This is a genomic window from Bacillus cereus group sp. BfR-BA-01355 (genome assembly GCF_022663675.1).
GTDB lineage: Bacteria > Bacillota > Bacilli > Bacillales > Bacillaceae_G > Bacillus_A > Bacillus_A thuringiensis_S.
Genome location: NZ_JAKUFY010000021.1, coordinates 51835 through 64150, shown reverse-complemented (window position 1 = coordinate 64150; position 12316 = coordinate 51835). Strand labels below are relative to the sequence as shown.

The following is a 12316-nucleotide window of genomic DNA, read 5'->3' as shown; positions in this document are numbered from 1 at the left end:
AATATAATTTAATAACCCTTGAGGAGATTTTCATTATGGAAAATATAGATATTGGTAAAAAAATTGAAAAACAAAGAAAAGAAAAAGGTTTAACTAGTAAAGAACTAGCAAAGATGGCCGATATTACACCATCTATGTTAAGTCAAATTGAGCGTGGGTCGGCTAACCCTTCTATTCAAACATTAAAAGTGCTTGCTAAAGCTCTTGATGTGCCAACATTTAGCTTTTTACTTGAAGATACAAATACAGACGATTTAATTGTACGTTCCCATAAACGAAAGAAAATGATTATCGATAATTTATCATATGAAATGCTTTCACCTGATTTCACTGGAAATTTAGCAACAGCAATTATGACCGTCCCGCCTAATACAGCTTCATCAGAAAATGTGCTAGAACATAAAGGAGAAGAATTAGCATTTGTCTTAGATGGGAAAATCACATTATATTTAAACGAGGAAGAATACGTATTAGAAACTGGTGACAGTGTAAAGATACCTGCTTATTTAAAGCATAAATGGGTGAATCATTTTGAAAAAAACGCGATAGTTTTATTTTCTGTTACTCCGCCGATTTTTTAATGTATAAATAAAAACAGGATGGTTCTTATAAAATGCGGATTATCCTGTTTTTATTAAATAAGAAAGTGAAATTTTTGTTAAAAACTTAACAGTTGGACCCAATCCGAACAATCCTCCTAAAAACATATTTACAACTGAAACTATCCCTCCCATTGATGCTAACGTATCATGAGTCAGATTCATCCCACCACTACCAGAGGCACTTGTAATATTCACATAAAAATAAGAAATACGTAAAAATTAATTGATTTTTCAGAATTTTGTTGAAAAATATGGTAAAATCACTCTTATACTTCTTCTATTTTGTTATTATAGAAATAATTAAATTAGGATACTTTTATCGGATGGGGGAATATATAATGAGTGTGTTATTAAAAGGGCATGAACAGATTGTCAACGAATTAAACATTTTATATCAAGTAATGGTAGCGGAGCAATTAATTGAAGCGAAACAATTAAAAGAAAAAATAGAGAAACAGATTAATAAAATTGAAGCTGATCAAAATCTATCGCTTTACTACTCCCTACTAAACTTTAAATATAAGGTCCTAACCGATTGGACAAACATTAAGTATGATACTTTTAGTCAAATTGTTCGTTTAGACAATCCAATAACTGAAGACTTTATTACTTATTATTATCACTTTTTTAAAGCTGAACATGCTACCATTATTGGAAATTATGATGAAGCAAAAAAAGAATACGAAAAAGCTGAATCCCTTTTAAAACATGTACCAGGCGAACTAGAAGAAGCTGAATATAAATATAAATTTGCTATATTTAATCACCATACAAACAAACCACTTACAGCAATCAATTATGCAAATCAAGCTAAAGAGATTTTCTCAAAATATCCACGTTATGAAATTAAAATAGCTCTATGCGAAAACATTTTAGGCTCATGTTCTGTTTATTTAAAACAATTCGAACAAGCCGAAGAGAACTATAATTCAGCAATCAATATTTTACAAAAGCTGAAAGACGATACACTAATCTTAAAAGTTCGAAATAACTTAGGTTGGCTTTACTCTTCTCAAAATCTATCAACCCTTGCTATTAGACATCTTACAATAGTTACAAACAAATTACCTAAACACCTAAAAGCCAATTTTCTACAAGCCAAAGAACATTTTATTTTAAATGAAAAAGAACTTGCAAACCATTGGGTTCAAAAAGGCTTAGAAATTTGTAATGAATTAAATAATCAAGAATATAAACACCATTTCACTATCTTAAAAACACAACACACTGGTATTCTAGACGACTTAGAAAACGCAATCATTGCAGGCACTACATATTTTAACAGTAAAGAATTATACGATTATGCACAAGAATATTACGAATTATTAGCAGTAGAATTTCATAAAGTGAATAAAATAGAGAAATCTCAAAAATATTTTTTCAAAACTTACGAAGCAAAACAAAAATTATTAACTAAGGAGGCACTAAGATAATGAAAAAGATTAGTTTAGCTATTTTAACCTTTACATGCATACTTGCTTTTGGATTTAATAATTTTACTGAAAGTCAACAAGCAAAACAACTTCCAAAATGGGATACAGATAAACAAGAAACACATGCAGACCTATAGAAACCTAAAAACCCCTAATAAAGGGGTTTTTAGATTTCTACAATATAATGATTTAGCATATGATGAAGAAATATGCTTATAAAAGATAGCCATACACAGATACTCTCTGTACATGGCTATTTTTTATTTTTTCGACACTAACAAAATCCCTAAACTAATAATACAAAAGCTCATTATTTGCTGTGCTGATAGACCAAACAGAACCGAATTTTGTTCACTAACAAGCGAAATAATGATTTGAGCAAACCCCTCAATAATTAGAAAAACACTTATATTCTTTCCATTTCCAAGCCTTTCATTTTTCATCCATAAAAAGCCCATTATACAAAGAGCAAGGATGATCTCATATACGAAAATAGGGTGATATAAAAGTTTAGATTCATATATTTTTATTCCCCATGGTAGTGTCGTTTGTGCGCCTACTTCATGATGCAATAGAAAATAAAAGATAATACTCACACACAGACTAAAAGGCAATACATCAAGTAAAATACGAAGCGAAAATTGCTCCTTTTTACTTTTCCAAACAATGTATACACTCGCAATTACGCATCCTACTACAATATGTTGCATACTCCCAACAGCTAATATTGCTTGCACTGGCGCCCCAAAAGCCCATACAGGATTTAAAATTACTGGCGCAAACTTCCATACAAATACGATGATAAGAAAAGCATTTGTTACGGCATCCATCATTTTTTCATATGATACATTTTGATGCCTCATCTTTCGTTTCATCAACATAAATCCAAATAGACTTCCAATTATAAGAGATATGGGTTGTAACCTCACGATCCACTCCATCGTCACGAAATCTCCTTTTAATTCTCAATCAATTTCTTAAATTTCTTTTCTAATTGATCTGGTGGTAATACACCTCGTACATGATCTACTATGATTCCATCTTTATTAACAAAAAATGTCGTCGGTAAAGAGAATACTTTATAATCTAGTCCAGCTACTCCGTCCATATCTAGTAGAACAGGAAACTCAAACCCATAGCGATTAGCAAATGCGCTTGCTTCTTGTACTGGGTCACTAACAGTTGCATTCACCGCAAAAATTTCAACATCCTTTTTATATTTATCATACATATGAACTAAGTCAGGTGCCTCCATTTCACACGGCCCACACCATGATGCCCAAAAATTAATAATATACGGTTTTCCCTTGGCATCATTTAACGTCTGCAACTTTCCGTCTAATCCTTTTAATGTGATGCCAGGTGCTTTAAAACCTACTTGTGGTAATACTTCTTTCTCTTGTAACTCTGCTTGCTTTGCTTTTCTTTCCTTTTCTTCTTTCTTTGAATTATAAAAGTTAACCCCCGCCCAAACGAGAGCACCTACTAGTATAATAGCAATTAGTTTCTTCACTTTTCTTCCTCCTCATTTTTAAAAGCCTGTAAATCCACCGAATAGACGAATAAAGAATGCTGTAATTTTCGTCATTTGATTTGTATACAATAAAATACCTGTTACAATCATCATTCCACCGCCAATTTTCATCATGACATTCGCATATGTAACAATCCATTTTACCTTCCCAATAAAGAATGCCATCACGAAAAATGGAACCGCAAACCCAAGAGTATACGCTGTAATATAAAGAAGTGCCCCTTCAGGATTCGTCGCGCCAAGCATGAGTACAGCTGAAAATATCGGTCCAACACATGGCGTCCAACCCGCTGCATATGTCATACCGACTAAAATCGAGCGAATATATCCAGTCGATTTACTTCTATACTGCACCTTTTTCTCTGCCATAAGCCACTTAGGCTGAAACAAGCCCGTCATAAATAGCCCCATTAAAACAATAAAAATCCCACCAATTTGTTGAATCAATTTTTGGTTAGATGAAAATGTTATTCCAATCCAGCTTACCGATAAACCTAACGCGTAAAATATAACCGAAAATCCGATCATAAAAAATATGGTATGTATAATCGCTGATTTTTGCATAATCCCACGATTTTCTTTTAAATCTTGGATAGACACACCTGTAATATAAGATAAATAAGATGGATATAACGGTAAAGAGCACGGTGATATAAATGACAATACTCCCGCCCCAGCCACAAGCCAAATTGTTAAATCTGCTGCATTCATTTTATTCCCCCTAAAACACTACAACAAGTAGTGTTTATTCTTAAAAAAAAGAGGCTATATGCACTCTCCGACAATAAGTACAACCGACATACAGAATAAACCTACTGTTACATATACCGAATTCGTATGTAACGGAATAGTAAGCTTAACAACCTTTTCATTTAACACTTGCTCGATTCGTAAATTTATTGCTGTTTTTGCAAATGAAGCGGTAACACATCGATTTTCCATTGTCTTTATTTTAATTAATTTTAATAACGCGCTACCTAACTCAAATGAAGATTCCATTTTTTGCATCGCATATTTATCAGCAGCTAGCTCCTGATACGTATGATATCGCTGTAACAACCCTTTTAATATCGGGATGTACATCATTCCTTCTGCTAATAACGTAAAACAAAATAATTTTAGCGGATCCCAATTCTTTTGATGATATTCTTCATGGAAAATAATTGCATCAATTTCTTCATCTGAAAACGTCTGAAGCAAACCTTCCGACATGACAACTTTCGGACGGAATAATCCAATTGTAAATGCCGCAACTTCCGTAGTCGGCAATATATATATTTGTTTTCCTTTTCGGATGAAAGGGATAAGTACTTTTTGTAATTTTTTACTATAGAAAAATTGTCGCCAAATTCTTTTGCACACGATTAATATAGTAAGTAATAATAATCCAGCGATTATAATACGAATCAGCGATAATTCTTTCATATGTTTTTCTAACTGGAACAAGCAAAAATTTGAAAGAAAGAACATCTTATTTTGAAACAGAAATGGATATGTAACGTAATACACTAACATACTGAAAAAGAGGGTACTAACAATTACTGCTAACAATACGATTTTACGCATTTGCCATTTCATTTCATTAATCCTCTTTTTTTAACTGACTCAATTTGTCTTCTAACTTTTTTATTAAAGTCGGATCAGCCTGCTCTAACTCATCTAACATATGATTTACAACTAAATCTCCAAATTCCCCCATCAATTCCTGTGTCATTTTCTTCGTTTGCTTGGATAAGAATTCTTCTTTTGTTTGTACAGCACGATATATGCCACTTCTTTTTACAATCTGTTTTTCTAAGTGTAACTTCTCTACTAACCTGTTCATAACTGTCATAACAGTGTTAAAATTCACAGGCGATTCTTCACTTAATTTCTGCTGCACTTCTTTAATCGTAATACCTTTGTTAGACCAAACAATCTCCATAATTTTCGCTTCAAGCGGTCCAAAGAAATGATTTAACCCGTGCTCATTTAATTTATAGTTTTGAGTAAACATAGTATGACTCCTTTCACACTACGAATTGTAGTACAAATTAAATAAAAGGTCAAACACGAATGAGATACACTAAAATTCACTACTTATAAATACGTACGCCATTCCATTAATTATAAGCCTAACTTATCTCCAAATGTATCAAAAAGATACTGCTCTAATATTTGTACACTAAACTTCTCATTACGCCCAAGTGCAAATAATTCCCGATCTTTCGCTACGATAGTATCTAACGGAATAGCTACATTATCCACTATTTTTGTAATTTCAATTATATTACTTTTTACATTTACTTCTGTTTTAAATTCAACATTTTCTAACACTATATGTGAACGTCTTCCTGATGCAAAAAAAGTAAAATTAGGATTTTTAACAACGCCAATTTCAGTCTCTAACGCATATAAATAGTGAAAAATTACATCTCTGTGCCCATCTTTTATTATTTTTTCATCCTTCTCATCGTCTAAGTATTCTTTCAGCTTCGTTGTAAATTCAAATCGAAAATCCACTTTTTTCACGCTCCTTCTTTGTATTTCATATTAAATAAATATATTGAAATAATTTTACCATATTGTAATACAACTTCCTATTAAAAGTAAAAACTGTTTTGGAAAATCGCTATTATTTCCGATTTCCTTTTAAAATATAAGTATAAATTCAATATGAATTAATACTTCATTATATCTATTTAAACATATTTTTTCCATTTTTTGAAACATTAGTATGAAATATTATATATCAATGAATGGTTTCTAATTCACTGATATATATAATCAGTGTTTTCTTTACTATTCCGATATACTTAAGCTACATTTTCTAATTATTGATTACATTACAGAAGGAATGTAACTCTCTTCTATCGAATTTTTATATAACAAAAATGATTAGGTGGTGCTTTACTATGAAATTAGCTGTCATTGGTGGCGGTGATTTACAAGATTCAAATCACTTGCCTATTAATGAACGCCTTATAGAATTAACAAATAAACAGTATCCAAAAGTATTGTTTATTCCAACGGCAAGTCATGATGATGAAAGCTATATAAAATTATTTTTAGACACATTTGAAAAACAATTACATTGTGAAGTACAAATTTTACGTACTACAACAGATTCACCTTCTAAGTATGAAATAGACGAGATGATTCATTCAGCCGATTTAATTTATCTAGGTGGCGGGAATTATATTCACATGTTTACGCAATGGAAAGAACATAGACTCGATGAAAAATTATTATTGGCTCTGCAACAAGGAACACTTATTGCTGGTTATAGCGCTGGTGCTATGTGTTGGTTCACGTCTAGTATCCGATCAGATTATGAAGGTTCTGGTTATATAGAGAGTAACGGATGGGGGATTGTTAATAAAAGATTTTGTCCACATTATAATCAATTAAATAGAATGAACGCCTTCCATTCCTTTTTACAAAATCATCAAGGGAATATAGAAGGAATTGCACTGGAGGATAATTGCGCTTTATATATTACAGAGGAATCCTTTGAGATTATCGGTGAACCGGAAAAAGCGTGGGAGTTTTATATGAGTGATAAAACACTCATTAGACAACATTTTGATATAACTTTAAAAAGCTATTTGTAAACCTGCACCTACAAAAAAATGTCCCTAAGTCAAATAACTTAGAGACATTTTTTCTATTTAACTAACTAATCGTGTAATTCGTTTCTTTTGCCATGAAAGCTTATAATATGCATACTGTAGTATTAAGCTGACAATAAATGCTGCTGGATACCCGATCCAGATCCCTTCTATTCCAAGACTTGTATGGTAAGAAAGATAATATGCTACGGGTACTTCCACAAGCCAAATTGAAACAACTCCAATAACAGTTGGCCAAAGTACTGTACCACTCGCTCGCATTGTCGCACTAATAATTTGTGCATGACCGAAAATTAAATAACTCCATAACGTAATCATAACTAAGCTATGAGCAATTTCAATTGTAGTTTGACTCGTTAAAAATAGTGATAAAATGTCTCTTGAGAATAAGTAAATAAGAGCTATTAACACACCACCGATGACGTAGTTCATAATAATTCCGACCTTCACAACTTTCTGCAATCGATCAAATTGATTCGCCCCAATTGATTGTGCTGCAAAAATAGAAACTGTAATACCAAGGCTAACTGCTGGCATTTGTACATAACTTGCAACTTGATTCACAACTCCGTAAGCAGCTGTTGCATCCGAACCGTAACGATTTACAAACGCGATTACAGCAATTTCAGATAATGAAACTAATATCATATTAATACTCGCTGGAATACCGAGCCTTAGCAATAGCTTTAATAACTCCCCATCCATTCGAAGGTATTTTCTAACCGTGCTATCTAGTTGTAATGGGTGATTTTTCTTCTTTAAATACAAAAGCATGACAATAAACGTAATAACTGTAGATATAACAGAGGCATAGGCTGCTCCATACACATCTAATTTCGGAGCTCCTAACCATCCAAAAATAAGAATTGGTAATAAGATCATATTTAGCGCTGTACTTACAATTAAAAAGTAAAATGGCGTTTTAGAATCTCCTGTACCTCTCATAAATGTTGTGTATGCGAAATATAAAAATAATACTGGCATCGATATAAATAAAATTCGTGCATAATGTACACTTATTTCAATAATATTTTCTGGCGTTCCCATTAGACGCATAATATCCATCGCAAAAATACTGCCTATTATCGCCAACACAACTCCAATAATAAAGGTAAATGTCAGCGTCGTACCAACGATAGCTTTTAAACGATCTTCGTTTTTAGCACCAAACGCCTGACCAATTAAAATAGAGCTTCCTGAACCGATACCAATTACAAATGAAACGAGCAAGAAAAATAATGGGAAGAATGCTGATATAGCCGCTAAATCATTAACTCCAAGCCATCTTCCTACTACTACCATACCAAATAATTGTCCAACTGATTGTAGTACATTACTTAATAATAATGGTACTAAAAACATCGACATCGATTTCCAAATCGGTTTACTCTCACTTTCCAACTTATGTGACTCCGCACCTTCTTTATTGTTATCTGCAGGTGGTTTCAAATTTCATTTCTCCTTTTATTAAAAATCAATTTTCAATATCTATCTCTTTGTATAGTTGTTATAATACTGTGCTTCTATTCACTTTCTTTTCGTATGATTATAACTTCACCCAATATTGACTTCCATCGGCTGTTCGATCTAAAAATCCATACTCGATTAAATATCTTCTTAAAGTTACGAAATCAGGGTATACATTTTCTATCACTGTATTTACTTCTTTTTCAGTATACTTTTTATTACTATCAAACTTCTTTACTAAATGACGTAATATAATTAATTTACGCTTTTGTTTTTTCGGAAATTTAGAAAGAGGTCCATCTAATCCTTCTGTAAAATGAGCTTTTAATACTTCATCATTTTCTTCTTCCGTAATATTGTATCGATCATCCACCATCGTTGCTGTTCTATGAATTGGTACAAATTTCGTTTGTACTTTTGATTTTTCTTCTGATAATTCCATTAGAGCTAAAAATACTTTTGCTTGCTTCATTTTCTCTCGCAGTGTAAATCGATGATTACGAATTGTTGATGTACTTCCGCCATCCAACTCTTTTACAATTTCTTTATCATTCAGTCCCATATGGAAAAACTGAACCATTTTCTTTTGTAAATCCGTTAAACCAGTAAATTTCTTATCCATATTTAACAAATAATCAAACATAGACGTATGCTCATTTTGAATATGCAATCGGACGAACTTCTCTGCTTCATACAAAACTTGATTATCTTGATAAATAACACCTTTAATAAATGTTTCACCACAAGCTAAGCAAATGTACTCCTCTTTTTCTCCATCAAACACATACCCTTTCTTTAATTCCTCTATTGACGCATCCCAAAACTTCTCTGAAATATCACTCATACTAAACACTCCTTCAAAATGTTTATTCAAAAACCAAACAAATCACTATAACGTTTATTATCACTTCACCATCTTATCATAACACAAACAAACATTTCAACATTTCGTTTACCCATTTTATAAACTTTTATAAAAACATCTAACGAAAGGGTTTAATACAACGAAAAGCGAATATGTTTATACAAATTCATTTTATAGGATGTAAAATAGAACATGGATATTCTTCAAGACTCTTGGTTTACCGTTAAGCAAATTGCACAGAATACATATGCGATTAGTGAATATGGAACCGGTATTCATCCATTACAAAACTTCAGTATTCAATTTCAACTACAAAAAAGATGTTTCCGTATAAGAAAACACCTTTTACTTTTTATCCCACATTTAAGGGCAGTAAGACTCCCACATCAAAATTCAGCGGAAGCAAAGAAGTTAAATGAGGGCGGGCTGCCCGTAAAAGCCCGATTGGTGAGGGCTAATAATCAGTTGATTAAAGTTTCAATTTATATATTCTATTTACAGTCTCTACTAAAACCTTACTTGCTTGTACAAATGTATGCTTTCGATTTCTATCTTCAACAAATTTATTAGCACAACTACTCATAATCATCATACAACTAATTATGACTAACACTATCTTTCTATTCTTGTAAGTCACTTCATGTCACTCCACTATTACAAAACTTCTTTTGAATTTATCCTATCAAGAAATTTTACATGAATAATAAAACGTGTGAATATGCAATTCTGCATATTCACACGTTTTATCACAATGTTATGATTTAATTTAGTTAAAGAACAAGTATACCGAGGTGACTAACTTGAAATTTAAAGCGAAAAAAAATCCATTCCACGTCATTTTCATTACATTATTTCTAATTATTTTTTTCGTTTCGTTATTCTTCCAAAATGAAAATTCTATTTTTTTCACTCTCATGATGCTATTAAATATCGTGAATCTTTCTTCATTCTATTTCTCTCACTACAACGTAACGGAATCATCTCTTGTTGTAAAACACGGTTTCATACTTCGTACTGAAATCCCATTTAAAGACATTCGCCATATTAAGTACTCTGGCAAAAAACTTCGTTCAAAAAAATGGACTAGGCAACAATTAGAAATTAATTATAATTTATTTGACTCAGTGACCACTTTCGTACCACAAGAAGAAGAAAAATTCATTTCACTCTTAAAAGAGAACTGCCCACAGATGAAAGTAATGAATACGCCTGCTAACAAATAATATATTTTGAAGCTTGCAGTATTGCAAGTAGATGAAACATAAAAATGAACATCAAAAAAGCCAAGATTCTATACTAAGAACCTTGGCTTTTTCTATTACTCTTTTGGAGCAATCATTTTCTTTGGATCTACAATTTCATCAAATTGCCCTTCTGTTAGTAGCCCAGATTGCAATGCTGCTTCTTTTAAAGTTAATCCTTCTTTATGAGCATGCTTCGCAATTTTCGCTGCATTTTCATATCCGATATGTGGGTTTAGCGCTGTTACAAGCATTAGTGAACGATTCACATTTTCATTAATTACTTCTTCATCTGCTTCAATACCAACTGCACAATTGTCATTAAACGAAACAATTGCATCCGCTAATAAGTGAGCTGATTGTAAGAAGTTATAAGCAATAACAGGTTTAAATACGTTTAACTCAAAGTTACCTTGGCTCGCAGCAAATCCGATTGTTGCATCATTCCCCATCACTTGCGCTACAACCATCGTTAATGCTTCACTTTGCGTTGGATTTACTTTACCTGGCATAATAGAGCTTCCTGGTTCATTGGCTGGAATAATAATTTCTCCAAGACCACTACGTGGACCACTTGCAAGCCAACGTACATCGTTAGCGATCTTCATTAGATCTGCAGCTAATGCTTTTAATGCACCGTGAGTATATACAACTTCATCATGGCTCGTTAATGCATGGAACTTATTTGGTGCAGAAACAAATTGTTTACCTGTAAATTGACTAATTTCCTCTGATACCATCTCACCAAATTTAGGATGAGCATTAATACCTGTTCCAACCGCAGTTCCACCAATTGCTAACTCTTTCATATATGTATTGCTCTCTGCAATCATACGCTCTGTTTTTTCAAGCATACGGTGCCATCCGCTAATTTCTTGCCCTAAAGTTAACGGTGTTGCATCTTGTAAATGTGTACGACCAATTTTTATAATATGTTCAAATGCAGTTACTTTTTCTGCTAAAGTTCCTTTTAATTTCCTGATTGCTGGTAATACGTGATTTTCTACTGCGATTACACAAGCTACATGGAGCGCCGTTGGAAATGTATCATTTGAACTTTGTGACATGTTCACATCATCATTTGGATGAATATGTACGTCAGATCCATTCTCTTTCAAAATTTGATTCCCACGATTTGCAATTACTTCATTCACATTCATGTTTGACTGTGTACCACTACCTGTTTGCCATACGACAAGCGGAAAATGTTCATTCCATTTCCCTGCAATCACTTCATCAGCAGCTTCTACAATTGCTTCTGCTTTTTCTTCTGATAGCTTTCCTAATTTTTGATTGCTAAGCGCTGCACTCTTCTTTAAAATTGCAAATGCTTTTACAATTTCAAGCGGCATTTGCTCTGTTCCAATTGGAAAGTTTTCTTTACTACGTTGTGTTTGTGCTGCCCATAATTTATCAGCTGGAACTTTTATTTCTCCTAATGTATCTCTTTCAATTCTGTACTCCATGTTTTCATCCCCTTGAAAATATAATACCTACATCTCTTATAATAACAGACTTTTTCTTAAATGATAAGAATTCTCACTCTTATATATAGATATTCTA

General features: G+C 32.5%; 16 protein-coding genes. 6 read left to right on the top strand and 10 right to left on the bottom strand.

Annotated elements, in window-relative coordinates:
- Positions 1-35: 35 nt before the first annotated feature.
- Complete coding sequence (locus MR167_RS09810) at positions 36-581, top strand: helix-turn-helix domain-containing protein (RefSeq protein ID WP_000427637.1); 546 nt, start codon at positions 36-38, stop codon at positions 579-581.
- Positions 582-620: 39 nt separating this feature from the next.
- Here MR167_RS09810 and MR167_RS09805 read toward each other — a convergent pair whose 3' ends face one another.
- Positions 621-797, bottom strand: a complete 177-nt coding sequence (locus MR167_RS09805; protein ID WP_003309331.1) for a hypothetical protein — start codon at positions 795-797, stop codon at positions 621-623.
- Positions 798-940: 143 nt separating this feature from the next.
- Between MR167_RS09805 and MR167_RS09800 the strand changes: the two genes are divergently transcribed.
- Entirely contained in the window at positions 941-2035 is a 1095-nt protein-coding gene (locus MR167_RS09800; RefSeq protein ID WP_000114844.1) for a response regulator aspartate phosphatase, read from the top strand.
- Positions 2035-2172, top strand: a complete 138-nt coding sequence (locus tag MR167_RS09795) for a hypothetical protein (RefSeq protein WP_000724012.1) — start codon at positions 2035-2037, stop codon at positions 2170-2172. The genes MR167_RS09800 and MR167_RS09795 overlap by 1 nt, the downstream gene beginning before the upstream one ends.
- A gap of 123 nt (positions 2173-2295) precedes the next feature.
- On the opposite strand, the gene MR167_RS09790 is transcribed toward MR167_RS09795, so the two are convergent.
- The 6 genes from MR167_RS09790 to MR167_RS09765 form a co-directional block, all read right to left on the bottom strand.
- A complete protein-coding gene (locus tag MR167_RS09790; protein WP_000454851.1) occupies positions 2296-2976 on the bottom strand; it encodes a prolipoprotein diacylglyceryl transferase family protein in 681 nt (226 codons plus the stop codon).
- 17 nt (positions 2977-2993) lie between these two features.
- Positions 2994-3548 (bottom strand): TlpA family protein disulfide reductase, encoded by a 555-nt coding sequence (locus MR167_RS09785; RefSeq protein WP_242314493.1) that lies wholly within the window; start codon positions 3546-3548, stop codon positions 2994-2996.
- An 18-nt stretch (positions 3549-3566) separates the two neighbouring features.
- Complete coding sequence (gene ccdA, locus MR167_RS09780) at positions 3567-4280, bottom strand: cytochrome c-type biogenesis protein CcdA (RefSeq protein ID WP_000990435.1); 714 nt, start codon at positions 4278-4280, stop codon at positions 3567-3569.
- A 54-nt stretch (positions 4281-4334) separates the two neighbouring features.
- Positions 4335-5147, bottom strand: a complete 813-nt coding sequence (locus MR167_RS09775; protein ID WP_000871954.1) for a M56 family metallopeptidase — start codon at positions 5145-5147, stop codon at positions 4335-4337.
- Between the two features lie 4 nt (positions 5148-5151).
- Entirely contained in the window at positions 5152-5565 is a 414-nt protein-coding gene (locus MR167_RS09770) for a BlaI/MecI/CopY family transcriptional regulator (RefSeq protein ID WP_000495050.1), read from the bottom strand.
- Positions 5566-5675: 110 nt separating this feature from the next.
- The gene (locus tag MR167_RS09765; protein ID WP_000347524.1) at positions 5676-6071 is read right to left on the bottom strand and encodes a DUF3942 family protein; all 396 of its coding nucleotides are present in this window, start codon (positions 6069-6071) and stop codon (positions 5676-5678) included.
- Positions 6072-6463: 392 nt separating this feature from the next.
- Here MR167_RS09765 and MR167_RS09760 point away from each other — a divergent pair, with 392 nt between their 5' ends.
- Positions 6464-7162 (top strand): peptidase E, encoded by a 699-nt coding sequence (locus MR167_RS09760; protein ID WP_000762125.1) that lies wholly within the window; start codon positions 6464-6466, stop codon positions 7160-7162.
- Positions 7163-7219: 57 nt separating this feature from the next.
- On the opposite strand, the gene MR167_RS09755 is transcribed toward MR167_RS09760, so the two are convergent.
- Together MR167_RS09755 and MR167_RS09750 are read right to left on the bottom strand one after the other, a co-directional pair.
- Entirely contained in the window at positions 7220-8629 is a 1410-nt protein-coding gene (locus MR167_RS09755; RefSeq protein WP_000804121.1) for an MATE family efflux transporter, read from the bottom strand.
- A 97-nt stretch (positions 8630-8726) separates the two neighbouring features.
- A complete protein-coding gene (locus tag MR167_RS09750) occupies positions 8727-9491 on the bottom strand; it encodes a DUF2087 domain-containing protein (protein ID WP_001280280.1) in 765 nt (254 codons plus the stop codon).
- A 213-nt stretch (positions 9492-9704) separates the two neighbouring features.
- Here MR167_RS09750 and MR167_RS33320 point away from each other — a divergent pair, with 213 nt between their 5' ends.
- Positions 9705-10082 (top strand): hypothetical protein, encoded by a 378-nt coding sequence (locus MR167_RS33320; protein ID WP_242314497.1) that lies wholly within the window; start codon positions 9705-9707, stop codon positions 10080-10082.
- A gap of 230 nt (positions 10083-10312) precedes the next feature.
- Positions 10313-10735, top strand: coding sequence for a PH domain-containing protein (locus tag MR167_RS09740; protein WP_000669083.1), 423 nt, complete (start codon positions 10313-10315; stop codon positions 10733-10735).
- Between the two features lie 95 nt (positions 10736-10830).
- Here MR167_RS09740 and fumC read toward each other — a convergent pair whose 3' ends face one another.
- A complete protein-coding gene (gene fumC / locus MR167_RS09735; protein WP_000456611.1) occupies positions 10831-12219 on the bottom strand; it encodes a class II fumarate hydratase in 1389 nt (462 codons plus the stop codon).
- Positions 12220-12316 lie beyond the last annotated feature (97 nt).

What these genes read in the sequence shown, in the direction of transcription:
- MR167_RS09810 (WP_000427637.1), top strand. Translation starts at nt 36, where the DNA reads ATGGAAAATATAGATATTGGTAAAAAAATTGAAAAACAAAGAAAAGAA.
- MR167_RS09800 (WP_000114844.1), top strand. Translation starts at nt 941, where the DNA reads ATGAGTGTGTTATTAAAAGGGCATGAACAGATTGTCAACGAATTAAAC.
- MR167_RS09795 (WP_000724012.1), top strand. Translation starts at nt 2,035, where the DNA reads ATGAAAAAGATTAGTTTAGCTATTTTAACCTTTACATGCATACTTGCT.
- MR167_RS09790 (WP_000454851.1), bottom strand. Translation starts at nt 2,976, where the DNA reads ATGGAGTGGATCGTGAGGTTACAACCCATATCTCTTATAATTGGAAGT.
- ccdA (WP_000990435.1), bottom strand. Translation starts at nt 4,280, where the DNA reads ATGAATGCAGCAGATTTAACAATTTGGCTTGTGGCTGGGGCGGGAGTA.
- MR167_RS09775 (WP_000871954.1), bottom strand. Translation starts at nt 5,147, where the DNA reads ATGAAATGGCAAATGCGTAAAATCGTATTGTTAGCAGTAATTGTTAGT.
- MR167_RS09770 (WP_000495050.1), bottom strand. Translation starts at nt 5,565, where the DNA reads ATGTTTACTCAAAACTATAAATTAAATGAGCACGGGTTAAATCATTTC.
- MR167_RS09760 (WP_000762125.1), top strand. Translation starts at nt 6,464, where the DNA reads ATGAAATTAGCTGTCATTGGTGGCGGTGATTTACAAGATTCAAATCAC.
- MR167_RS09750 (WP_001280280.1), bottom strand. Translation starts at nt 9,491, where the DNA reads ATGAGTGATATTTCAGAGAAGTTTTGGGATGCGTCAATAGAGGAATTA.
- MR167_RS33320 (WP_242314497.1), top strand. Translation starts at nt 9,705, where the DNA reads ATGGATATTCTTCAAGACTCTTGGTTTACCGTTAAGCAAATTGCACAG.
- fumC (WP_000456611.1), bottom strand. Translation starts at nt 12,219, where the DNA reads ATGGAGTACAGAATTGAAAGAGATACATTAGGAGAAATAAAAGTTCCA.